Source organism: Streptomyces sp. CoH27, from assembly GCF_020181035.1.
GTDB classification, from domain to species: domain Bacteria; phylum Actinomycetota; class Actinomycetes; order Streptomycetales; family Streptomycetaceae; genus Streptomyces; species Streptomyces camelliae.
Window position 1 is genome coordinate 240,258 of the sequence record NZ_JAIQYY010000007.1, and the last position, 21,534, is coordinate 261,791.

Sequence of the window (21,534 nt, forward strand, 5' to 3'; positions counted from 1 at the left end):
TGCGCGAGGTCAGCCGCGCTGGATGCCGGAGGTGTCCTGGAGGACACCGCGGCGGCCGTCCTGGGTCTGCGCGATCAGCTGGGCACCGCGCTGCTCGACGGCCAAGTACCAGGTGCCCGGCGCCAGTTCGGCGATCGGGGTCGGCGAGCCGTCCTCCGCGAACAGCGGACGGGTCACCGGCACGGCGAACCAGAACGGCGAGAAGTCCGCAGTGGCCGGCTGAGCCGCCGCCGGAGCACCCTGCGCGGCCGGCTGCGGGGCCCCTGGTGCGGCCGGCTGCGGCTGCCCGAAGGGCTGACCCGGCTGCGGCTGGGCACCGTACGGCGCCGCCGCGGCCGGGGCGCCCGGGTAGCCGTAACCGCCGGGCGGCTGGGCGCCGTAGGGCTGCGGGGCAGCCGGCTTCGGCGTCGGGAGCAGACCGGCCTGGAGCACCGGGACGAGCGGGGTGGCGATGGCCGCGCCGGCCATGACCAGCGTGGCGATCAGGGCGAGGATCAGGCCCATGCCCGCGTCCGGACCGTCGCTGGACGAAGAACCGATGTTGTTCGCGCCGCCGGCCGGGTCGATGACATTGCCGAGGGCACCGAGCGCGGCGACGACGGTGAACGCGGTGCCGGCCTGGACGAGTTCCAGCCCGGCCACCTTGCGGGGCTGCGGCAGGCCACGGCCGAGGACGACGAGCGCGGCACCGATGATCCCCGCGAACACGACGCCGAGCAGGACCGGTCCGCTCGCCCAGAGGTTGGGCATGTCGAGGCCGCTGGCGCCATCGACGTTGTACGAGTAGTTGTCGAGGAACGACGCGATGAACAGCACCACCGCTGCTCCGATCACCACGCCGTCGCCTCTAGTGAGGGAGCGGATATTCACTTCAGAGGTCCTTCGTAGTCGTCTCTCGTCGTCGGTAGACACTACCGTCCGCAAGATCCAGCCGTACGGCCGTATCCGCCCGCCGGTCACGACCCGTGCAGGAAACTCACGATTCCGTCAGAGATTCCTTGCGCCGCCCGCTGCCGCCAGGTTCCGCTGGTCAGGAGTGCCGCGTCCTTGCTATCGCGCATGTTGCCGCACTCGATGAACACCTTGGGAACCGTTGACAGATTGAGACCACCGAGGTCCGTACGTGTGACGAGACCGGTACCTTTTCCGACGTAGTTGGACGGCGGCTCGCCGGTGTCGCGCACGAAGTTCCCGGCGATGCGCGTGCCCAGGTCGCGGGAGGGGCCGACGATGTTCCGGGTGTCGGCGGCACCGGCGTGCACGGACCCCGGCAGGATGACGTGGAAGCCCCGGTCGCCCTCCGCGGAGCCGTCGGCGTGGATGGAGATCGCCGCGTCGGCGTGGGCGGCGTTCCCGAACCGGGCCCGCTCGTCCACGCACGGCCCCCAGGCCGGGCTGTCCCCGTCATGGGTCAGCTTCACCGTGGCGCCCTGCGCCTCCAGCAGCGTGCGCAGCCGGTGGGCGACGTCGAGGGTGAACCGGGCCTCGGTGTAACCGTCGTTGGTGGATGTTCCGGTGGTGTCGCATTCCTTGCGGTTCGTCCCGATATCGACCTGGCGGTTGATCTCGGTGGCGTGCTGGAAGTTGCCCGGATTGTGCCCGGGGTCGATGACCACGACCTTGCCCACGAGCGGCCCGGCTCCACCGGCGGCCGGGTCCTTGCCGTCGTCGCCGGGGGAACCGTCGGGGGAGGCCGAGCGGACCGACGCAGAGGCGGAGTGGGGGGAGGCCGACGCGGCGGAGGCCGTACGGCCGGACGCCCCGTTGCCGCCCCCGCCTCCCACCGCCTCGTACACCACCCAGCCGAGCAGCGCACCGGGCACCAGCGCGGTGAGCGCCACGGTCATGGGGCCGCGCCGGGGTCGGCGAGCCTGCGGGGGTTCGAATTCCGGGCCTGTGTACGACACGTCTGCCACCCTAACGGCCGTCCGGGGTGTCCCTACGGTCCAGGACGGCCCTATGGGTGACGCCGTCGAACCGTTCCCGACACCCCTCCGTCCGCATGATCTGTGAGAGAGCCGGTAAAACCGCTCCTGCACTACAACGACGCACAACACACAGGAGTCTCACATCCGACCGCACCCACCCTCAAAGGACAACTCATGCACGTCGTGAAGACCGTCCTGCTGGTCCTGATCGCGCTGCTGCTGACCGTGCTCGCCCTCGGTGGCCTGATATCCGCGTTCAAGGGCGGCGGCCTGTTCGACCTCGTCATAGCCGCGTTCCTCGGCTGGGGAGCGGTCGTCTGCTGGAGATCCCTCAAGAGCTGACCGCCGCACCCAACCCGTCCCGGAGGAGGACCGTTGCGCACCTTCCGCCCCGTCGTCGCCTGCATCCTCGGGCCGACCGCGTACCTGTTCTTCATACTCGCTGTCGACCCGATCGATCCGAATGGCGGCGACGCCTGGGATGGCACCGGCTGCGGGTGGACAGCCGCCGTGCTCGCGTTCGCCACGTATGCGATCGCGCCGAAGCCACCGAAGCCTTTACACTCCCGCACCACCACGCCCCCGCCGGCACTGCTGGCGGGGCGCCCTGACACCGGAGATCCCCTTGAACCGGCGCGCCAACACCGTCGTCTCCGCAGCAGCCGCCGCCGTCATAACCGCCGGAGCCTTGTTCGCCGGCCAGGCGATCCTCGGCAGCACCTCCGGCAGCAGCGCGCCCAGCGGCAGCAGATCCGCCCCGTACGCGGCCGCTGACGAGAAGGACGACATCGGCACGTACTGCCTCGACCTGGTCAAGTTCCAGAACGAAGCCGCCGCGGGCACCCTCACCGACGATGATGCCAAGACATACCAGCAGGACATGCAAGGTGCCGTTGACCGTCTCAAGGCCCACGGCAAAGTGAAAGCGCTACCCGTCGAATACCTGACGGACAACGGTGCTACTGGCTTGGCAGCCTGGGACACCGCCCAGCAGTGGTGCCAAAAGCAGAATTACTGACCACACCTGGCAGGACAGACATCCTGTGATCGACTGTGCAGCTGGCTCCGGCTGCGCGTCGGTCGGCGAGCCCACAACGCCTGGCGGCGAACCTACGACAGCGGCACTCGTTGAACGGGCGGGTGGCGATGGCCGCCGAGAGGAGAATCCACGATGGGACGGCAGAAGCCGAGCAAGCCGCGCCGAGAGCGCCCTGAGAAGCTCGTGACGAACGAGCCGGAGCAACCCCTGCCGGGCTGGCCTGACAGTCACGCATCCGCCGAGCTGACCGAGGACGACGTCGACGAGTGCGTGAGGGTTGTCGTCCACGGCGTTGAGCACCGTTTGCACGCCACCACCGCGCGGGCCCTCAGCGACTCCCTGCTGAAGACCCTGGACGCGTACAACGAGCGCGTGGGGGGCGCTTGCGCGGATCCCGCTATGCGCGCGCTCCTGCCGCAGGTACCGCCGGAGGCGCTGATCGTCTGACCCCGCCTGCGGTCAGAGCCGCCCTGTATCGCCCAGGCCCTCTGCACTGTCATCACGGCCGAGCAGGGGGCTTCGTGGTGCCCACTCAAGGATTGCGCGCAACTGTGCCCGCCATGCCTCGGCGAGCAATCCAGCGCAATCAGCGGGCATCTGCACGCCATCCCGCGCATTCTGAGACCAACCGTAGGGATGCGGAGGCGACATGACGCTCAGGTTCATCGGCACCACCAGCGACGAGGGCGACTGCCCCACCCTGTACGAGATCGAGGGCACCGACGAGATCCTCGTCCAGGGCGACCGCGAGACCGCCCCCGAGCATCTCGTACAGCTTCGGGACGTGAAGCCGTCCGAGACCTTCGTACGCGTCCCGCGTAGTCTGCTCACCCGCTACGCGCCCCGGACTGAGGCGCCCGAGTTGCGCCCGTTCTCTTCGATCGCCCACCTGTTCCGCGAGTTCCGGCACACCGCCTGGCGGCTGGAGACCCGCCCCGGATACGCTTCCGACCGGCGCAGCCCGAAGTGGGCCCGCTGGCAGGCCGGCGAGGACATCGCCACCGAGGCGAGCGGGTGGCTGGAGAACGTCACCGCGCAGACGGCCGCCAGGAAGCGGTTCGCCCGGGTGCGCCTGGTGGACGACCCGCCCACCGAGGGGCAGCGGTTCCTCCTCGCGAGCGCGCCGGGCAACGTCGCTGCCGGCGAGGACATCCGCAACCTGCCCCGCGCGCAGGCCGAACAGCTGCGCCTGCCGGACTTCGACTTCTGGCTGTTCGACTCCAAGATCCTCGCCCGGTTCGCGTTCGACGAGGACGACACCACCCTCGGCGTGTACGTCACCGAGGACCCCGCCGAGGTGCTCGCCGCCTGCCAGGCCCGAGACGCTGCCTGGCATCACGCTGTGCCTACGCAGGAGTTCGCGCGCGGGGTAGCTTCGACTGTGTGACCACCGACTTCCAGACGGCCCGTGAAGCCCTCGGTGCGCGCCTGCGGGAACTGCGCGCCGAGGCAGGGCTGGAAGGGAAAGATCTTGCCGCGCGTCTCGGCTGGCAGACCTCGAAGGTCAGCCGCATGCAGAACGGCAAGCAGACGCCCACCCGCAGCGACCTGAGCGTGTGGGCGCACGCCCTTGACCGGCCGGACGTCGAGGACGAACTTCACGGCCTGCTGGCTGGCCTGGACATGAAGCAGCGCAACCGGTCCTGGCGCAAGCAGCTGGCCGGCGGCATCCGCGGCCGACAAGAGATCGCGGTCCGTCTCACCGAGAACACCCAGCAGATCCGCGCCCTCGAAGTCTCCCGGATACCAGGCTTGTTCCAGACGCCGGAATACGCGCGCGTCGTCTTCGACTCCCTCGCCGAGTTCCGCGGCATCCCTCAGACGACTGATGCGGCCGTCGAGAAGCGGATGCGCAGGCAAGAGGCCCTGTACGACCCGGAGAAGACATTCCGGTTGATCCTCTGCGAGGCCGCCCTTTATCACCGGCCCTGTCCCGTCGACGTGATGGCGCAGCAGCTCGACCGGCTCTATAACCTCGTAGGTCAGAAGCGCATAGAACTGGGGATCATCCCGTTCGGTGCGCAGCTACGTCGTACGGCTCCGCACGCGTTCTGGATCTATGATCGCCGGTTGGTCATCGTGGAGACGATCAGCGAAGAGTTATGGCTGACCGGCGACGAGGACGTGGAGCTGTACGAGCGGGCCTGGCAGTGGTTCGACGAGTCCGCCGAGTACGGTGCCCCGGCACGGCGTCTGATCGGCCGTGCACGGGCCTCTCTCGACCTCTCGTAGGCAATTAGGCGCAAGCCGCGCGGTAGCCCGCGCAATCGCGCGCAATCGGCGCGCAGGCGCGCAACTGCCCTGCATACGGTCGGTTCATGGCGACACACGTTCCCTGGGCGTCGGTGCAGGAAGGCCAGGACTGGCTACTGTCCTGCACCCCGAACCCGGAAGCCGTACAGCACGCGTGGGAGGCCGAGCAGCTGGCCGCGATCCCGGCGGGCGCCCACTTGCGCGTCGCCGAGGTAACGCTCGTCCGCTCCCTCGAAGCGATCCGGCGGCTCGGCTTCAACCCTCATGGGCCGGTGCTCGCCGATTTCCATGACGACGCCAGCTGGTGGCTGCTCCCGGCTGGCCTCACCGATGAACTCGACGACGTCCCCGGCCTCACTGTGCACCCGGCTGGCTGGGAGCTGCTGTGCCCGCCCGTCGTGCGCTCCGTCGGCGGCCGGTGGTGGGTGGCGACCCCGGACGGCTCCGGCCGGCTCACCGACCCAACCCTTCTCGCCGCCGCATTCGGCCCCGGCGGCTACCGACCCGAGCGGGAGGACGCACCGTGCCCGCGCACGCCCTGAGTGAACCCGTCCACCTGCCGCTGCCCGAACCCTGGCCCGAGCCGCACAAGGGATGCGACGTCTGCGGAGCGCTCGCCACCCAACGCCTCACCTCGCAGGCGGCCGGGGACTACTCCGCGGTCACGGACTGCAACGTCGAGATCCGTGCTCACCGCTTCCCACACGTGCGGAGGAGGCGGTGAGCCGCGGGGGCCGGCATTACGTGGATGCTGGCAGCGGCGTCGGGCATCTCCGCCGGATCGCCAGCGATGCCGAGTACAACCGCATTCAGCGCGCGTACCGGGCCTACATCGACCACGGCAGGGGCTGCCCCGTCTGCGCCGTCGACAGCAGCGTGTGCACTACCGCTGGCGACCTGTGGAACGTCTACCGCGAGGCGCACGAGGAGTAGCCCTCGTGCCCGGCGTACGCCGATCGCGTCGGGCGCCGAGGTTTCCAGCGCCGCCTGCCTCTTGCACCCCAGGCTCAAGGAGGCGGAGGGTCCCCCACCGTCTGCCTGGCCGTGGACCGGAAACCGCGGCCAGGCGCCGTGCCCCGGCGCGTACCAGCCGCCGGGCCGGAACCGTCACGTCCCTCCGGACAGCCGGAGGGCGAACCACCACAGCCAACCGCGCTCAACGAGGAGTGCACGTGCCTGGTTCGACGTTCTCCACCATCCTGAAAACCTCCGCCGGCTACATCGACATCGCGGCCAACGCGCACGGCGAGGAGAAAGCCTTCCTCGTCCTGAAGGCCCTCCAGCGGATCCGCCACAGCATCCCCCACATCGTGGAAGTCGGCCCCGGCGGGGGCTCCGCCGTCGCCTACCTCGCCTCACAACTCCCCTCCGCGCAGCACCCCGACGACGTCCGCATGACCCTGGTGGAGGTACCCGGCGTCACCTCCGCGACGCTGGAAGAGGCCATGCACGCCTTCAACCGCGCCGGCACCTGCCGCCTGGTCACCGGCTTCGCCCAGGACGTCGGCACGATCCTCACCGAACCGGCCGACGTCATCAGTGCCTCCGCCCTGCTGCACGAGGTGTACTCCTACGGAGGCGGCTATCACGGGCTCCATGGCGTGATCCGCACGCTGCCCACCGTGCTGCGGCCGGGCGGCATGTTCGCCTACCGTGACGTGTACGCCGTCAAGGCCGCATCCCTGCACGACCGGGTGATGCAGACCTACACCTCCCGGTCGTGGCTGCGGTTCCTGCGCATGTTCCTGCCGCAGTACCTCCAAGAGGGCACGCACCCGTACCACAGCGCCTCCGACCTCGTCGTCCTGCGGCAGGACTCGCGGATCGTCCCGGCCCAGAACCTCGACGAGCGCACGAGCGCGGTCGCGGCCGGCCCGGTGGGGGTCTTCCGGGAAGTGCAGCGGCACTGCATCACGCTGCGGGATCACGTCTGGCGCTCCGGCGTCCTCGGCTTCCGGCCGTACCTTGAGGGCCCGCTCGCCGGCGACTGGATCGACGCCCGGCACGGCCACAAGCGGGTGCACTACACAATGACGGGCATCGACTGGCTCCCGGACTCGCAGAAGACCATGCTGCTCGCTTTGAGCGAGTGCTACCTCGACCACTACACCGTCGACGGCGACATCTTCGACGAGTGCACGGACATCGCCCTGAACAGCTTCCTGGACGTCGCCGAGCGCGGCGACGGAGAGTGCGGCGACGTGTGGAAGAAGTGGGCGACCCGGGAGGGCAGGGAAACGTACGCGTACATGACGTTGGATGCCCTGCTCGCCGCGATCGCCGTGCACTCGACGGAGGCGGCGCAGGAAGAGCGTACGGTGCTGATGCCCGTCACCGCGGCGGACGTGATCCGCAGGGACCGCGCGTACTACAACCGGTACTTGCGGCGCGCGCTGCCCAACCCGTTGAAGGACGCCAAGCAGATGGTGCTCTTCTCGAATGTTCCTGTAGCCGACTCGGGGGCGTTGGCACAGGGGATGCAGGTTCTTCAGCAGTGGTGCAGCAAGGGCAGTCTGGCCCGTGTGTACTCACTACAGCCGTCCGGACGTCGACTACATGGAGACGGTGGAGTGCCTGCGGGTTCGGCGTCGCGGTGATTTCGCCGAGGTCACCTACAAGCCGGGGTCGACGGCGGCTACGCACAGCGCCGATGGTGTGATCTCGAAGCCGGAGACGAACGTCGTGCTGGCCAGTGCCGGGCAGGCCCCGCTGGCGGACCAGCTGCTCCAGGCGGTCGGCATGCAGCTGCTGGTGCGGGTGGAGAAGCACCGGGTCGCCTACCGCCACCCGGACTTCCCGGACGTCACGGTCAATATCGACGCGCTGGCCGGCGTTGGCAGCTTCGTGGAAACCGAGGTGCTGAGTACGGACGCAGTCGCGGCGGCCGGACTGGTCGAGCGGGTGGAGAAGGAGCTGGACATCGCCAATTGCCCGATGGTGGAGCTGCCGTACCGGGACCTGGCGATGCGCTCCACCGTCACCTGATCCTCTGCCTCATGCGTCCCGTCCGTGTTGCACGGGCGGGACACCGCTGTTTGCGCCCTTGTGGCCGACCCGCATTGCCCTGACGGTGGTCGTTCATCAGGGTGGGCTTCGACGGTAAGGGGGATGAGGTGGCGCGCACGCGGGATGACCTGTTTGGCCAGCTGCTGCTGCATGCGGCGGTGGTGTTGCATCGCGGGGTGGCGGGCCGGACGGCGCGGGAGCGGTGGCGGGCTCGGCGGGACTGGTTACTGCGGGCGGCGCATCGGCGGGGCGTTCCGGTGGAGGAGCTGTCCAACCGGATGGGGCTGTCCGCGGGCTGGATCCGGCAGGTTCTCACCGGGAAGCGGCCAGCCGAGCCGCCGGCGGTGGAGGCTGCCTGACGGCATGCGTAAAGGCCCCGGCCGCGGTTGCGGTCGGGGCCTTGTCGTGTTGTCGTCGCCTAGCGATTGGCCTGCGGCACAAGGATGGCCGACTATTTTCGGCCGTTCTGAGATGGAGGGTATTTCCGACTGAGCAATCTGCAGCACACCCTGCACCACGGGAAGCGCGAGGCCAGCTAGCCTGCGCTGATTCGGTTACGGATTCTCGATTACGGCTTCTGCCCCACCGATGGGGCAGGTGACGCCGCCCGGATATCACTGCGCGCGGTCTGTCCGGATCAGTCTGTCGAGTAGCTTCGGCCCTGCGGCGTCCGAGGGTGCCGAGCCGAGAGATAACAGCAAGGTCACAGTGGATCTTGTGGATCGTCCTTGGGGATGAGAGGAGGAACGCTGAACGCCAGAAGACTAGTAGTCACAGCGAAACGGCCGAGGTGCTGGAACACCCCGGCCGCTGTTTGACCAGCGAGTTGACCGCTCGCTGACCGATCGGAACCCCACCTACGGAAAATGGAGGCTCCATGGGGAGCGTATCGCAGTCCCCACAACCGAAGCCGACTCCGGACTACCTGCTCAACACCCCACTCCTTCAGTTGCTGGCGGAGTTCGGGGTGCGGGTGACTGTCCTGGAGAGCCAGGACTTCACGGGTTTCACTTGGGTGGATGAGAGCGGGAGGCTGTCGTTGATCCGGCCAGCGGGCCAGTCCGATGCCGTGTGGCAGGTGATCGCCCGGACGAGGCTGGCCAGGTCGTTGGGGGTGCCGTTGGCGCCTTCTTCAGAGCCGCACAGGTCGACCGGGGTGTAACACCAGCCCCTTCGCCCCCGGCTCCGGTCGGGGGCGTTCTCATGCGCCGGGTTCACGCCCTTGTTGCTCCACCCTCGCTCCCCTGACGGTGTCCCGTCAGGAAGGTGTCGTTTCGATGCAAGGGGGATGGCGTGGCACGCACGCGGGATGACCACGGGCCGATCTCGCGGCACGCGGGCGACCGGACACTGCCGCTCCCCGCCCCGGTCAGGCTGGCCTGCTCAATTTCCGGGTACTGCAGCTGGGGCCTCAGATCCCTGCCCGCGTTCGCCGCAGGACACGGAGCGAACCGGTGACGGAGACCTCCTCGAACGCCCCGGACGCGAGTGCCCGCAGATACACCCGGTACGGCGCCTGTCCGGTGAACTCGTCCTCGGGCTCCGGGAAGACGTCATGGATGACGAGGAAGCCCCCCTCGGCGACGTGCGGCGCCCAGCCCTCGTAGTCGGCGCCGGCGTGCTCGTCGGTGTGGCCGCCGTCGACGAAGACGAGGCCGAGCGGGGAGTTCCAGATCGCTGCGATCTGCGGAGAACGGCCCACGAGGGCGATCACGTGCTCCTCCAGCCCCGCCTTGAACAGCGTGCGGCGGAACGTCGGCAGCGTGTCCATCAGCCCCACCTCGGGGTCCACGGTCTCCGGATCGTGGTAGTCCCACCCCGGCTGCTGCTCCTCACTGCCCCGGTGGTGATCGACGGTCAGCGCACCGACCCCGGCCGCCCGAGCCGCGTCGGCGAGCAGCACGGTGGACCGCCCGCAGTACGTCCCGACCTCAAGCAACGGCAACCCCAGCCGCCCCGCCTCCACAGCCACCGCGTAGAGGGCCAGCCCCTCGTCCACGGGCATGAACCCCTTGGCCGCTTCGAACGCGGCCAGGATCTCGGGCTTGGGGGTGGTGGCGGCGGACATGGGGTCCTTCCGGTTCGTACGACGTTTCCGGCCACCCATGCTGCCGCACCCCCGGCCACTTGTGTGACCGGGGGTGCGTGAATCAAGAGGCGCGGGGCTGCATCGATGTGCGGCTCCGCCGCGTGGGCGCGATCAACCACGACGTACGCCGCAGCCGCGGACGAACAGCGCCTCCCGAGCTCTCAGGCGCTCACAACCTCCCCCGGCAGCGAAAGATCCAGCTCGACAGCCCGCTCCTCACCGGAATGCGTGGCGGAAGAGGCGAGCGGACCGTGCCCCGGCGCCTTGGCAGCCAGCACATATGCACCCGAGCCAGGCACTGCCAGGGCATACGTGCCGTCCGTCTCGGAGAGAGTTGCTCCGGCCTGCCGCCCCCGCCGGTCGATCAGCGTGACCTTGGCCCGCGCGACAGGAACACCGGAGGCGTCCAGAACCCGCCCGCGGAACCCCCGCAGCACCTCCTCGGCCTGCTCCAGCACGGCGTCCTCCTCACTGCTGGCCCGCAGCTGAACGTGCTGCTGAGCCGGCCGGCCGGCCTTCGGCAGGAACAGCGCCAGCAGCAGGCCCACCGCGACCGCGGCCGTGGCGATGAGGAAGGACACCCGGAAGCCGTGCATGGTCGGGATCGCGATGCCGCCCACGTTGTTCGCCGTGTTGGCCAGCACCATGCCGATGACGGCGCTCGACACCGACGTACCGATGGACCGCATCAGCGTGTTCAGGCCGTTGGCCGCGCCGGTCTCCGAGGCGGGAACGGCACCCACGATCAGCGCCGGCAAGGACGAGTACGCGAGACCGATGCCCGCGCCGAGGACGACGGACGTGACGATGGTCTGCCAGGCCGCGTCCATCAGGCCGAGGCCGCCGCCGTAGCCGAGCGCGATGATCAGCAGGCCGAGGATGAGGGTGGTCTTCGGGCCGTAGCGGGCGGACAGGCGGGCGTAGACCGGCGCCGTGAACATCATCGTCAGGCCCAGCGGGGCCACGCACAGGCCCGCGACGACCATGGACTGGCCGAGGCCGTAGCCGGTGGCCTTCGGCAGCTGGAGCAGCTGGGGCAGGACGAGCGAGACGACGTAGAAGGCGACGCCGACCATGATCGATGCGAGGTTGGTGAAGAGGACGGCCGGGCGGGCGGTGGTGCGCAGGTCGACCAGGGGCGCCTCGACCCGCAGTTCGAACAGGCCCCACAGGACGAGGACGACGACCGCCGCGCCGAACAGGCCGAGCGTGGTGCCGGAGGACCAGCCCCAGTCGCTGCCCTTGGTGATCGGGAGCAGGAGCAGCACCAGGCCGGTGGACAGGCCGAGCGCGCCCACCAGGTCGAAGGAGCCCTCGGCGCGCATCGGCGACTCGGGTACGACGATCAGGGTGAGGGTGATGGCGATGACGCCGAGGCCGGCGGCGCCGTAGAAGAGGGCGTGCCAGTTCGTGTGCTGCGCGACCAGGGCTGCGGCGGGCAGCGCGAGGCCGCCGCCGACGCCGATGGAGGAGCTCATCAGGGCCATGGCCGAGCCGAGCTTCTCGCGGGGCAGCATGTCGCGCATGAGGCCGATGCCGAGCGGGATCGCGCCCATGGCGAAGCCCTGCAGGGTACGGCCGACGATCATGGTGAGCAGCTGGCTGGTGAGCGCGCTGACCAGGGCGCCGACCACCATGACGGCGAGGCTGAGGATCAGCATCCGCCGCTTGCCGTACAGGTCGCCGAGGCGGCCCATGATCGGGGTGGCGACGGCGCCGGACAGCAGGGTCGAGGTCAGGACCCAGGTGGCGTTGCTGGGGGCGGTGCTCAGCAGCTGCGGCAGGTCCTTGATGACCGGCACGAGCAGTGTCTGCATCACCGCGACGACGATGCCCGCGAAGGCGAGCACGGGCACTACGGCCCCGCTCGCCCTCCGAGCCGGCTGGTCGGTGGTCGTGTGGGTCATTGAGTCGAGGCCTCCCCGTCGGAATAAGTGCTCGGTAAACCTCGTATGCACAGGCAACTATTCCGTTGCTTCGAGCCCCTAACGAATCCTTGACCGACTCATGGGTTTCTGACCCTGGGTCAGGCCTGGTGAGTTTGTGGAACGCGTTCTCATCTGCCGCGCCATGAAGGCCTACGTCGCCGGGGCCGGGATGCCGCGCGTATGGTGCATCGGCCGCTGACCGAGCTCCAGTGCTCGCCGGCCTCGGGCGGCGCGGCGGCCGCGGTCGTGGTGTCGCGGCGGTTCGCCGACGAGCGCGGGCTGTCCGGGCGGGGGAGCGGCAGGTGCCCGGGGCGCGAGTGGGGCTCGCGCACGACATCGGGCTGTCCGGGGCGGCGGTGGTGACGCTGCCGCGGGGGCTGTAGGGGAGGGGGCCGAGGGGGTGTGGGGCGGCGGCTGTGCGCGCCTCACAGCCACCCCTGCTGCCGGGCCTCGCGTACGGCCTCGGCCCGGTTCCGGGTGCCGGTCTTGCCGATGGCGGAGGACAGGTAGTTCCGGACCGTGGACTCGGACAGATGCAGCCGGCCGGCGATGTCGGCGACGGTCGCCCCGTCCACCGACGCCTTCAGCACGTCGCACTCACGGGCCGTCAGTGGATTCGGCCCGGCGCTGAGCGCGGTGGCGGCGAGCGCGGGGTCGACCACGGTCTCACCGGTGAGCACGCGCCGGACGGCCTCGGCCAGTTCCTCCACGGGCCCGTCCTTGACGAGGAATCCGGCCGCCCCGGCCTCCATGGCCCGGCGCAGATAGCCGGGCCGGCCGAAGGTGGTGAGGATGAGCACCCGGCAGTCGGGCGCCTGCTCGCGCAGCTCGGCCGCCGCGTCCAGCCCGCTGGCGCCCGGCAGTTCGATGTCCAGCAGGGCCACGTCCGGCCGGTGCAGCAGCGCCGCCTCGACGATCGCGTCACCCCGGGAGACCTGGGCGACGACCTCGATGTCGTCCTCCATGCCGAGCAGCAGCGCGAGGGCCCCTCGCATCATCCCCTGGTCCTCGGCGAGCAGGACCCGGATGCACGTGGCGGGCCTGCCGTCCCGGGGCATCTCGTTCATGGGCTCAGGGTACGGCCGCCCACCCGCCGCGTGCGGGGCGGTGCGGGAGCGGTCTGTGCGGCGGCTGTTCGCCGATTAAAGAATCGGCATTGTCCCGTGCGGCGGGGGTTGACGGCCTCGGATGGCACCCAAACAATCGCCTCTGCTTTTCCAGGAATCACTGCCAAATTCCGCAGTCGAATGGGTTCGGTATTTCGGTCGAACGTTGTCCGAGATTCCGAACGTGAGCTGCCCTACGACGAACCGAGGTGCACCTTGCCCCCCAGAACCCCCCGCCCCCGGCGCCTGAGAAGCGCCGTGCTGTCCGTGTTCGCCGTCTGCGCCACCCTCGTCGCGCTGCTGCTCGGCACCGGTGCGCCCCAGGCGGCCGCCGCGGGTTCGCTGCCCTGTGACGTCTACGCCGCCGCCGGCACCCCCTGCGTCGCCGCGCACAGCATGGTCCGGGCGCTGTACTCCTCGTACAACGGCTCGCTGTACCAGGTGAAGCGGGCCTCGGACAGCGCCACCAAGGACATCGGTCTGCTGGCCGCCGGCGGATACGCCGACGCGGCCGCCCAGGACTCCTTCTGCTCCGGCACGACTTGCATCATCACCAAGATCTACGACCAGTCCTCGCGCCACAACGACCTCACCGTCGAGGGCGCCGGCGGGGCCGGGGCGGCCGATGTGGGGGCGCCCGCGGACGCCCTGCCGGTGACCGTCGGCGGGCACCAGGTCTACGGCCTGGAGATATCCGCCGGGATGGGCTACCGCAACGACTCCACCTCGGGTGTCGCCACCAACGGCGCCGCCGAGGGGATGTACATGGTGACCTCCGGCACGCACGTCAACGGCGCTTGCTGCTTCGACTACGGCAACGCCGAGACCAACAACAAGGACACCGGCAACGGGCACATGGACGCCATCAACTTCGGCACCGAGTGCTGGTTCGCCCCCTGCTACGGCTCCGGCCCCTGGGTGCAGGCCGACCTGGAGAACGGGCTGTTCCAGTCCGACGCCGGCTACAGCAAGAACTCCTCCAACACCGGCACGGGCGCACTTCCGTTCGTGACCGCGCTGCTCAAGAACAACGGGCAGAATCATTTCGCACTCAAATGGGGAAATGCCCAATCCGGCGGGCTCACGACCACCTATTCCGGCGGTGAGCCGACCACGAGCGGATACTCTCCGATGCACCAGGAGGGTGCCATCGTCCTCGGCACCGGCGGTGACAACAGCAACGGCTCCATCGGGTCCTTCTTCGAGGGCGTGATGACCTCCGGCATCCCGACGGACGCCGCCGACGACTCCGTCCAGTCGAACATCGTCTCCGTCGGCTACGGCGGCGCGACCGGCAGCACCGGCACGCTGAACGCCGGCTCGGAGATCTCCCTGCGCGCGACCACGTCCTGCTGCACCAGCGACTACGTCCGGCACCAGAACAACGCCGGTGTCCTCTCCTCCATCACCTCCAGCAGCTCCAGCCTGGACAAGAACGACGCCACCTGGATCGTCCGCAAGGGCCTCGCCGACGCTTCCTGCGTCTCCTTCGAGTCGCGCAACTACCCCGGCGACTACCTGCGCCACTACAACTTCACGATCTACCGGCAGCCCATGGACGGCACAGCCCAGTTCCGGGCGGACGCCACCTTCTGCCCGACGACCGGCAAGAGCGGTACCGGCACCTCGTTCGCGTCGTACAACTACCCGACGAAATACCTGCGCCACTACGACTACAACCTCTATGTGGCGAGCGACGGCGGGTCCAACGCCTGGGACAGCAGCACGTCCTGGACCGACGACGTCAGCTGGGCGGTCAGCTCGCCCTGGGCGCCGTAATCGCGAAATCCGTCAATTCCGCTGACTCCACCGGGAGTTCGGCGGTGACCGAGAAACCGCCGCGTGGCGACGGGCCGGCCGTCAGCGAGCCGCCCGCCGCCGCGAGGCGCTCGGTCAGCCCCTTCAGCCCCGTGCCGCCGATGCCCTCCCGGGGCCGGCTGACCGGCTCACCGGTGCCGTTGTCGGTGACGGTGAGCCGGGCCTGTTCGGTACCGCTCTCGACGGTGATCTCGCAGCGGCTCGCGCCGCTGTGCCGGACCACGTTGGTGACCGCCTCGCGCACCACCCAGCCGAGCAGCGCCTCGGTCTGCGGGGCCAGCGGCGTGCCGGACTGCCGGATCACCGGCTCCACGCTCGCCGCGGACAGCGCCGAGCGGGCCCGGGTCAGCTCGGTGGCGAGGCTCCCCTCGCGGTAGCCGGTCACCGCCTCGCGGATCTCGGTGAGCGCCTGCCGGCCCACCGACTCGATGTCCGCGATCTGCCCCAGCGCCGCGTCCATGTTCCGCGGGGCAAGCCGCCGGGCCGCCTCCGACTTCACCACGATCACCGACAGCGTGTGCCCGAGCAGATCGTGCAGATCCCGCGAGAACCGCAGCCGCTCCTTCTCCACCGCCCGCCGGGCCAGTTCCTCGCGCGCGGCCCGCAGCTCCCGCACCACCTCGGACAGACCGAGGATCGCGGCGGTGACCATGCTGGACAGGAAGGTGGCGTAGCCGATGTTCGCCGCATCGTTCCAGCCACCGCGCAGGCCGGAGATCGCGGCCGCGTACGCGGCGAGCAGCAGGCCCGTACGGCCCAGCCACGGGCCGCGCAGGGTGGCGCCCGTGGCCAGGCCCAGCAGCGGGAAGAACATCAGCCAGTTGCCCCCGTACCCGGCGGCCAGGCCCGTGGTCAGCAGGCCCATCACCAGCAGCGCCACCCGGGTGCGGACGGCCTCACGCTTGTCCCGGTCGAAGGAGCGGAACGTGATGTAGATGTACAGGGAGTTGAAGACGAACAGGCCCAGGCTGCCGATCAGGGGGTTCGGGGTCTTGTCCTGGAGCAGGTTGGAGAAGGACCCCATCCCCATCAGCAGCCAGGGCAGCAGCGCGAAGCCGGTCGGCGGCGGGCCCGGGTGGTCGACGTCCGGGGTCCCGCCCTTCTCCCGGGCGGCCTGCTGCGCGGCCTTGAACCGCTCGTGCTCCGCCTTCCACTCGATCCGCGCCGTCTGCCAGGCCCGTGCCTGGCACTGCGCTCTGTTCCACACCGTCATGCCCGTATGTCCCCCGATCAGATGGTCCCCGCCCTGCGGCGGTACGACAGCACAGCGTACGAACCGAACAGTCCCAGCCAAACCGTCAGCACGATGATGGCACCGGCGCCGGGCGCGTGCCCGTCCGAGACGGCGGTGCCCAGCTCGGCGAACCGGCGGGTCGGGGTGTACGCCGACAGGTCGCGCAGCCAGCCCGGGAACAGGCTGACCGGGAACCACAGGCCGCCGACCACCGAGAGCCCCAGGCTGAGGAGCATGTTGGCGACACCGGTCGCGGGCCCCGTCAGCCGGTAGCCGTTGCCGAGGCCGAGCAGCGTGAACGGCAGGGAGCCGAGCCACAGCAGCAGCACGAGCGCGGCCCACTGCCAGGCCGCCAGCCGCACCCCGTTGACCAGACCGCCCGCCGCGAGCACGGCGACGATCGCGGGCAGCACCGTCACCGCGCCGGTCAGCGTCCGTCCCTGCACCACCTCGCGCGGGGTCATCGGGGCCACGCGCAGCTGCCGCAGCCAGCCGACGGCGCGGTCCTCGGCCACCGCTCCGCCGGTGTTCAGCGCGCAGCCCACGGCGCCGTAGGCCGCCATGCCGACCATCCCCGCGGTGCGCCAGCCGGTGTCGGCTCCGCCGAGGTTCGTGAACAGCAGGTACATCATCACCGGCATGGCGATTCCGCCGATGACGAAGCCCGTGTCGCGCAGGGTCCGGCGGATTTCGAGGCGTACGTAGGCGAGCATCAGCGAAGCTCCACGTCGTGGGATGCGATGAGGGTCCGGGGGCCGGCCGCCGTCAGCGCCAGGAACGCGTCGTCCAGCGAAGCCGGAGTCACCTCCAGCCCCCTGATCGCCCCCAGCTCCGCCAGCGCGATCACCGTCGCGTCCGAGTCGTTCGTGCGCAGGAGGGCCCTGCCGTCCTGTACGTCCACCGAGCGGACCCCGGGCAGCAGGGCGAGGGAATCCGGATCCCGTCCCGCCAGGTCCACGCCGACCAGGCTGCCGCCCGCCGCGCGGCGCAGGTCCTCGCCCGTGCCGTCGGCGACGATCCGGCCCCGGTCGAGGATCACGATGCGGTCGGCGTGGGCGTCGGCCTCCTCCAGATAGTGCGTGGAGAACAGGACGGTGTGGCCGCGTCGGGTGTAGGCGCGCATGGAGTCCCAGAAGACGTGCCGGGCCTCCACGTCCAGCGCCGCCGTCGGCTCGTCCAGCACCAGCAGCGCCGGATCCCCGGCCAGCGCGAGCGCGAACCGCACCCGCTGGACCTGCCCGCCGGACAGCCGGTCCATCCGGCGCCCGGCCAGGCCCGCGATCCCGGCCAGCTCCAGCGCCCGCGCCACCGGCATCGGCGCCGGGTACCGGGAGGCGACGAAGGTCACCAGCTCGCCCACCGTGACCCGGGGCACCGGCCGCGCGTCCTGGAGCATCGCGCCCACCCGTCCCGCCCGCACCGACCGCTCCGGCGGCGCCCCGAACAGCTCCACGGCGCCCGCGTCGGGCTCGTACAGCCCGAGCAGCAGCCCGATCGTGGTGGACTTTCCGGCGCCGTTGCGGCCGAGCAGGGCCACGGTCTCGCCGGGCGCGATGTCCAGGTCCACCCCGTCCACCGCGCGCACCGCGCCGTACGTCCTGACCGCCCCCGTGAAGGAGACGGCGCTTCCCCGTTGTCCCCGTTGTCCCCGTTGTTGTCCCCGTTGTGTCATGCCTACGACGCTACGAGCCCGGCCCCGCCTCCGGCAGATGCGCATGTACGGACTCGGGCAGTACAAATGTCACTGCCGAGCAAAGCTGACACTGCGTCAGGAGCCTTCACAAGTCAGGAGCGCTCGGCTATACAGGGGGCGCCGGACTGGAACGCGTTCTAGATCCCGCCCGTGGACGACCTCGGTGCGGCCGACGGTGCGGACGTCCGCACCGAGGTCTTGAGACCCGTCAGGAGCCGTATGCCCATCGACGCAAGCCGAGCCCTCGCGGCCGAACCCCGGACCGGCGAGATCTCCTGGACCACCAAGGACGTGCAGCTCTACCACCTGGGCATCGGCGCCGGCGTCCCCGCCACCGATCCCGACGAGCTGCGCTACACCCTGGAGTCCCGGCTGCACGTCCTGCCCAGCTTCGCCACGGTCGCGGGCGCCGGCTCGCCCGGCGTGATCAGCGGACTGTCCATGCCGGGCGTGCAGGTCGATCTCGCCAGGGTCCTGCACGGCGGGCAGAGCCTGGAGATCCACCGGCCGATCCCCGCCCAGGGCACCGCCACCGCCACCGGGCGCATCGCCGCCGTGTACGACAAGGGGACAGCGGCCGTCCTGGTCATGCGCACCGAGGTCGCCGACGCCGACGGCCCGCTGTGGACCAACGACGCCCAGATCTTCGTACGGGGGGAAGGGGGCTGGGGTGGCGACCGCGGCCCTTCCACTCGCCTCGAACCGCCCACCGGCGAGCCCGACCGGACCGTCGAACGGCACATCCGCGAGGACCAGGCCCTGCTCTACCGCCTCTCCGGCGACTGGAACCCGCTGCACGCCGACCCCGACTTCGCCAAGCGCGCCGGGTTCGACCGGCCCATCCTGCACGGGCTGTGCACCTACGGCATCACGCTCAAGGCCGTCGTGGACACGCTGCTCGGCGGGGACGTGAGCCGGGTGCGGTCGTACGCCACCCGGTTCGCCGGGGTCGTGTTCCCGGGGGAGACCCTGCGCATCCGCATGTGGCAGGGGGAGGGGAGTGCCGTCCGGGTGGCCGTGAGCGCTGTCGAGCGAGAGGACGCGCCCGTCCTCGCCGACACCGTCGTCCAGCACTCCTGAACCAGGCCGTAGTGGAAAGAACCCGCAGTCGAGGGGAGAGCCGCACCATGCGCGCAGCCGTACTGCACGAGATCGGCCAGGAAAAGCTCGATGTCCACGACGATGTCGAGGCCGTGGGCTTCGGGCCCGGCAAGGTCAGGGTCCGGGTGCGCGCCACCGGGCTGTGCCACTCCGACCTGTCCGCGATGAGCGGGGTGCTGCCGCAGCCCGCGCCGTTCGTGCCCGGCCATGAGGGCGCGGGCGAGATCCTCGAAGTCGGGGACGGGGTACGGGGCTTGAAGCCGGGGGACCGGGTGGTGATCTGCTGGCTGCCCGCCTGCGGCGCCTGTCCGGCCTGCAAGCGCGGCCAGACCCAGCTGTGCCTGGCCGGGTTCATGAACGCCGGCACCCCCAACTTCAGGCGGACGGCCGGTGATGTCTTCGGCTTCGCGGGCACCGGCACCTTCGCCGAGGAGGTCGTGGTCGACGCCGGCTGTGCCGTGCCCATCCCCGAGGACGTGCCCTTCGACATCGCCGCCTTGATCGGCTGCGGGGTCACGACGGGACTCGGCGCCGCGCTCAACACCGCCGATGTGCAGGCCGGTTCGTCCGTGGCCGTCATCGGGTGCGGGGGCGTCGGCATCTCGGCGGTGCAAGGTGCGCGGCTGAAGGGCGCCGCCGAGATCGTCGCCGTGGACCCGGTCGCCTCCCGCCGCGACGCCGCCCTCAGGTTCGGTGCCACGAAGGCCGTCTCACCCGACGCGCTGGCCGACGCCAAGCAGCAGGTCACCGGTGGCGAGGGCTTCGACTACGTCTTCGAGGTCGTCGGGAAGTCCGCCACCGCCCGCACGGCCTACGAGAACACCCGGCGCGGCGGCACCCTCGTCGTGGTCGGCGCCGGCGCCCTGGACGACTTCCTCCAGCTCAACATGTTCGAGCTGTTCTTCGACGAGAAACGCATCCTGCCGTCCATGTACGGCGGCGGGGACGTGCTGCGCTCCTACGAACGCGCGATCGCCCTGTGGCGGGCGGGCCGGATCGACCTCGCGGGCCTGATCACCCACCGGGTGCCGCTGGCGGAGATCAACGAGGCACTGGACCAGATGCGTACCGGGACCGCCCTGCGTACGTGCATCGAGATCTGAGAGACCCGAGGACTTTCATCGATGTCACTGCCACTGGAGGGGATGGCGGCCGTCGTCACCGGCGCCGGGCGCGGGCTCGGCCGGGCCGAGGCCCTCGAACTCGCCCGGCTCGGCGCGGCCGTCGTCGTCAACGACTACGGACAGCCCGGGCGGGACGGCTCCGGCGCGGCCTCGGCCGGGCCCGCCGAGGACGTCGTCGCCGAGATACGGGCCCGGGGCGGCCGGGCGCTCGCCCACACCGGGGACGTCGCCGACTTCGAACAGGCCGGGGAACTCGTCGAGTCGGCCATCGCCGAGTACGGCAAGCTCGACATCCTCGTCAACAACGCGGGCATCCTGCGTGACCGCATGGTCTTCTCCATGACCGAGGACGAGTGGGACTCGGTGATCCGGGTGCACCTCAAGGGCCACTTCAACACCACCCACTTCGCCGCCGCGCACTGGCGGGAGCGGTCCAAGGCGGCCGGCGGGGAGAGGGTCTACGGGCGGATCGTGAACACCTCCTCGGAGGCGTTCCTGGCCGGTTCCGCCGGGCAGCCCAACTACGCCGCCGCGAAGGGCGGCATCGTCGGCTTGACCACCTCCACCGCCCTCGCCCTGGCCAAGTACGGGGTCACGGCCAACGCGATCTGCCCGCGCGCCCGCACCCGGATGACCGCGGACGTCTTCGCCGGCGTCCAGGAACCGGACGAGGAGCGGCTGGACCCGCTGGCCCCCGAGCACGTCGCCCCGCTCGTCGGCTATCTGGCCGCACCGGCCGCCGCCCGCGTCAACGGCCAGCTTCTCGTCGTACACGGCGGCATGGTCGCGATCGTCGAACGGCCGCGGGTGCGGGCCAAGTTCGACAGCAAGCAGGAGACGTTCACCTACGACGAGCTCGACGCGCTGCTCACCCCGCACTACGCGGACCGGCCGCCGGGGGAGACGTTCGCGGCGGCGGAGGTGCTGGGGCTCAAGCGGAGCTGAGACACGAAAAGAGGGGGTGCCCCCGTGGGCACCCCCTCTTCGTTCATGACCGTCAGGCGGCCATTTCGGCGCTCTCCGCGGCCGGCTTGCGGTGCTTGCCGTGCGGAGCCGTCTCACTCTCCTGGGCCGAGACCTGGCCCCGGTGCCGGCCGTGGCCGGACGCGTCCTGAGAGTCGGCAGACAGCTGCTCGTTGGTGCTGGTGTCGCTCATCGGAAGAATTCACCCCGTCAACATGATCTTTCGTACAGCCCGGCGAGTGTAACCGGCAC

General features: G+C 70.2%; 24 protein-coding genes. 15 read left to right on the plus strand and 9 right to left on the minus strand.

Annotated features, from left to right (window positions below):
• Positions 1–9: 9 nt before the first annotated feature.
• On the minus strand, positions 10–870 hold the full coding sequence (locus LE548_RS13530; RefSeq protein ID WP_225097040.1) for a hypothetical protein: 861 nt from the start codon (positions 868–870) through the stop codon (positions 10–12).
• An 86-nt stretch (positions 871–956) separates the two neighbouring features.
• Entirely contained in the window at positions 957–1,907 is a 951-nt protein-coding gene (locus LE548_RS13535; RefSeq protein ID WP_225097041.1) for an N-acetylmuramoyl-L-alanine amidase, read from the minus strand.
• A gap of 195 nt (positions 1,908–2,102) precedes the next feature.
• Between LE548_RS13535 and LE548_RS13540 the strand changes: the two genes are divergently transcribed.
• The 11 genes from LE548_RS13540 to LE548_RS13590 all read left to right on the plus strand — a co-directional run bounded on the left by LE548_RS13540 (position 2,103) and on the right by LE548_RS13590 (position 8,585).
• Positions 2,103–2,270, plus strand: coding sequence for a hypothetical protein (locus tag LE548_RS13540; RefSeq protein ID WP_225097042.1), 168 nt, complete (start codon positions 2,103–2,105; stop codon positions 2,268–2,270).
• Positions 2,271–2,553: 283 nt separating this feature from the next.
• A complete protein-coding gene (locus LE548_RS13545) occupies positions 2,554–2,946 on the plus strand; it encodes a hypothetical protein (RefSeq protein ID WP_225097043.1) in 393 nt (130 codons plus the stop codon).
• Between the two features lie 153 nt (positions 2,947–3,099).
• Positions 3,100–3,414 carry a hypothetical protein gene (locus LE548_RS13550; RefSeq protein ID WP_225097044.1) on the plus strand — a complete coding sequence of 105 codons (315 nt, stop codon included), beginning with the start codon at positions 3,100–3,102 and terminating at the stop codon, positions 3,412–3,414.
• 202 nt (positions 3,415–3,616) lie between these two features.
• Positions 3,617–4,354 carry a DUF6879 family protein gene (locus tag LE548_RS13555; protein WP_225097045.1) on the plus strand — a complete coding sequence of 246 codons (738 nt, stop codon included), beginning with the start codon at positions 3,617–3,619 and terminating at the stop codon, positions 4,352–4,354.
• Positions 4,351–5,199: a helix-turn-helix transcriptional regulator gene (locus LE548_RS13560; RefSeq protein ID WP_225097046.1), complete on the plus strand. Its 849-nt coding sequence runs from the start codon at positions 4,351–4,353 to the stop codon at positions 5,197–5,199. Before LE548_RS13555 ends, LE548_RS13560 begins: the two co-directional genes overlap by 4 nt.
• A gap of 86 nt (positions 5,200–5,285) precedes the next feature.
• A complete protein-coding gene (locus LE548_RS13565) occupies positions 5,286–5,762 on the plus strand; it encodes a hypothetical protein (RefSeq protein ID WP_225097047.1) in 477 nt (158 codons plus the stop codon).
• Positions 5,744–5,944 carry a hypothetical protein gene (locus tag LE548_RS13570; RefSeq protein WP_225097048.1) on the plus strand — a complete coding sequence of 67 codons (201 nt, stop codon included), beginning with the start codon at positions 5,744–5,746 and terminating at the stop codon, positions 5,942–5,944. Before LE548_RS13565 ends, LE548_RS13570 begins: the two co-directional genes overlap by 19 nt.
• Before the next feature lie 20 nt (positions 5,945–5,964).
• Entirely contained in the window at positions 5,965–6,153 is a 189-nt protein-coding gene (locus tag LE548_RS13575) for a hypothetical protein (protein WP_225097049.1), read from the plus strand.
• A gap of 239 nt (positions 6,154–6,392) precedes the next feature.
• The gene (locus LE548_RS13580) at positions 6,393–7,817 is read left to right on the plus strand and encodes a hypothetical protein (RefSeq protein ID WP_225097050.1); all 1,425 of its coding nucleotides are present in this window, start codon (positions 6,393–6,395) and stop codon (positions 7,815–7,817) included.
• A complete protein-coding gene (locus LE548_RS13585; RefSeq protein WP_263636039.1) occupies positions 7,777–8,205 on the plus strand; it encodes a CYTH domain-containing protein in 429 nt (142 codons plus the stop codon). The genes LE548_RS13580 and LE548_RS13585 overlap by 41 nt, the downstream gene beginning before the upstream one ends.
• A 128-nt stretch (positions 8,206–8,333) precedes the next feature.
• Positions 8,334–8,585 carry a hypothetical protein gene (locus LE548_RS13590; RefSeq protein WP_225097052.1) on the plus strand — a complete coding sequence of 84 codons (252 nt, stop codon included), beginning with the start codon at positions 8,334–8,336 and terminating at the stop codon, positions 8,583–8,585.
• A gap of 1,052 nt (positions 8,586–9,637) precedes the next feature.
• On the opposite strand, the gene LE548_RS13595 is transcribed toward LE548_RS13590, so the two are convergent.
• The 3 genes from LE548_RS13595 to LE548_RS13605 all read right to left on the minus strand — a co-directional run bounded on the left by LE548_RS13595 (position 9,638) and on the right by LE548_RS13605 (position 13,301).
• Entirely contained in the window at positions 9,638–10,294 is a 657-nt protein-coding gene (locus LE548_RS13595; RefSeq protein WP_225097053.1) for a class I SAM-dependent methyltransferase, read from the minus strand.
• Between the two features lie 182 nt (positions 10,295–10,476).
• A complete protein-coding gene (locus LE548_RS13600; RefSeq protein ID WP_225097054.1) occupies positions 10,477–12,222 on the minus strand; it encodes an MFS transporter in 1,746 nt (581 codons plus the stop codon).
• A gap of 446 nt (positions 12,223–12,668) precedes the next feature.
• Positions 12,669–13,301 (minus strand): response regulator transcription factor, encoded by a 633-nt coding sequence (locus tag LE548_RS13605; RefSeq protein ID WP_225097163.1) that lies wholly within the window; start codon positions 13,299–13,301, stop codon positions 12,669–12,671.
• Between the two features lie 309 nt (positions 13,302–13,610).
• On the opposite strand from LE548_RS13605, the gene LE548_RS13610 reads away from it, so the two are divergent.
• A complete protein-coding gene (locus LE548_RS13610; protein ID WP_263636080.1) occupies positions 13,611–15,128 on the plus strand; it encodes an alpha-L-arabinofuranosidase B in 1,518 nt (505 codons plus the stop codon).
• Here LE548_RS13610 and LE548_RS13615 read toward each other — a convergent pair.
• From LE548_RS13615 to LE548_RS13625, 3 genes are read right to left on the minus strand one after another with little or no spacing between them, the layout of a single operon-like run.
• Positions 15,106–16,380, minus strand: coding sequence for a sensor histidine kinase (locus LE548_RS13615; protein ID WP_225097056.1), 1,275 nt, complete (start codon positions 16,378–16,380; stop codon positions 15,106–15,108). The genes LE548_RS13610 and LE548_RS13615 overlap by 23 nt on opposite strands.
• A 17-nt stretch (positions 16,381–16,397) precedes the next feature.
• The gene (locus tag LE548_RS13620; protein WP_225097057.1) at positions 16,398–17,114 is read right to left on the minus strand and encodes an ABC transporter permease; all 717 of its coding nucleotides are present in this window, start codon (positions 17,112–17,114) and stop codon (positions 16,398–16,400) included.
• Positions 17,114–18,073, minus strand: a complete 960-nt coding sequence (locus LE548_RS13625; RefSeq protein ID WP_225097058.1) for an ABC transporter ATP-binding protein — start codon at positions 18,071–18,073, stop codon at positions 17,114–17,116. The genes LE548_RS13620 and LE548_RS13625 overlap by 1 nt, the downstream gene beginning before the upstream one ends.
• Before the next feature lie 240 nt (positions 18,074–18,313).
• Between LE548_RS13625 and LE548_RS13630 the strand changes: the two genes are divergently transcribed.
• The 3 genes from LE548_RS13630 to LE548_RS13640 are packed head-to-tail and all read left to right on the plus strand — an operon-like array spanning position 18,314 to position 21,264.
• On the plus strand, positions 18,314–19,174 hold the full coding sequence (locus LE548_RS13630) for a MaoC/PaaZ C-terminal domain-containing protein (protein ID WP_225097059.1): 861 nt from the start codon (positions 18,314–18,316) through the stop codon (positions 19,172–19,174).
• Positions 19,175–19,221: 47 nt separating this feature from the next.
• On the plus strand, positions 19,222–20,298 hold the full coding sequence (locus tag LE548_RS13635; RefSeq protein WP_225097060.1) for a Zn-dependent alcohol dehydrogenase: 1,077 nt from the start codon (positions 19,222–19,224) through the stop codon (positions 20,296–20,298).
• A 21-nt stretch (positions 20,299–20,319) separates the two neighbouring features.
• Positions 20,320–21,264 carry a 3-oxoacyl-ACP reductase gene (locus LE548_RS13640; RefSeq protein ID WP_225097061.1) on the plus strand — a complete coding sequence of 315 codons (945 nt, stop codon included), beginning with the start codon at positions 20,320–20,322 and terminating at the stop codon, positions 21,262–21,264.
• A 52-nt stretch (positions 21,265–21,316) separates the two neighbouring features.
• Here LE548_RS13640 and LE548_RS13645 read toward each other — a convergent pair whose 3' ends face one another.
• Positions 21,317–21,475, minus strand: coding sequence for a hypothetical protein (locus tag LE548_RS13645; RefSeq protein WP_225097062.1), 159 nt, complete (start codon positions 21,473–21,475; stop codon positions 21,317–21,319).
• Positions 21,476–21,534 lie beyond the last annotated feature (59 nt).

Bases quoted from the DNA above. Each gene is read 5' to 3' on its own strand.
- LE548_RS13540 (WP_225097042.1), top strand. From the start codon at position 2,103: ATGCACGTCGTGAAGACCGTCCTGCTGGTCCTGATCGCGCTGCTGCTG.
- LE548_RS13550 (WP_225097044.1), top strand. From the start codon at position 3,100: ATGGGACGGCAGAAGCCGAGCAAGCCGCGCCGAGAGCGCCCTGAGAAG.
- LE548_RS13555 (WP_225097045.1), top strand. From the start codon at position 3,617: ATGACGCTCAGGTTCATCGGCACCACCAGCGACGAGGGCGACTGCCCC.
- LE548_RS13565 (WP_225097047.1), top strand. From the start codon at position 5,286: ATGGCGACACACGTTCCCTGGGCGTCGGTGCAGGAAGGCCAGGACTGG.
- LE548_RS13585 (WP_263636039.1), top strand. From the start codon at position 7,777: ATGGAGACGGTGGAGTGCCTGCGGGTTCGGCGTCGCGGTGATTTCGCC.
- LE548_RS13595 (WP_225097053.1), bottom strand. From the start codon at position 10,294: ATGTCCGCCGCCACCACCCCCAAGCCCGAGATCCTGGCCGCGTTCGAA.
- LE548_RS13600 (WP_225097054.1), bottom strand. From the start codon at position 12,222: ATGACCCACACGACCACCGACCAGCCGGCTCGGAGGGCGAGCGGGGCC.
- LE548_RS13605 (WP_225097163.1), bottom strand. From the start codon at position 13,301: ATGCCCCGGGACGGCAGGCCCGCCACGTGCATCCGGGTCCTGCTCGCC.
- LE548_RS13615 (WP_225097056.1), bottom strand. From the start codon at position 16,380: ATGACGGTGTGGAACAGAGCGCAGTGCCAGGCACGGGCCTGGCAGACG.
- LE548_RS13620 (WP_225097057.1), bottom strand. From the start codon at position 17,114: ATGCTCGCCTACGTACGCCTCGAAATCCGCCGGACCCTGCGCGACACG.
- LE548_RS13625 (WP_225097058.1), bottom strand. From the start codon at position 18,073: ATGACACAACGGGGACAACAACGGGGACAACGGGGACAACGGGGAAGC.
- LE548_RS13630 (WP_225097059.1), top strand. From the start codon at position 18,314: ATGCCCATCGACGCAAGCCGAGCCCTCGCGGCCGAACCCCGGACCGGC.
- LE548_RS13635 (WP_225097060.1), top strand. From the start codon at position 19,222: ATGCGCGCAGCCGTACTGCACGAGATCGGCCAGGAAAAGCTCGATGTC.
- LE548_RS13640 (WP_225097061.1), top strand. From the start codon at position 20,320: ATGTCACTGCCACTGGAGGGGATGGCGGCCGTCGTCACCGGCGCCGGG.
- LE548_RS13645 (WP_225097062.1), bottom strand. From the start codon at position 21,475: ATGAGCGACACCAGCACCAACGAGCAGCTGTCTGCCGACTCTCAGGAC.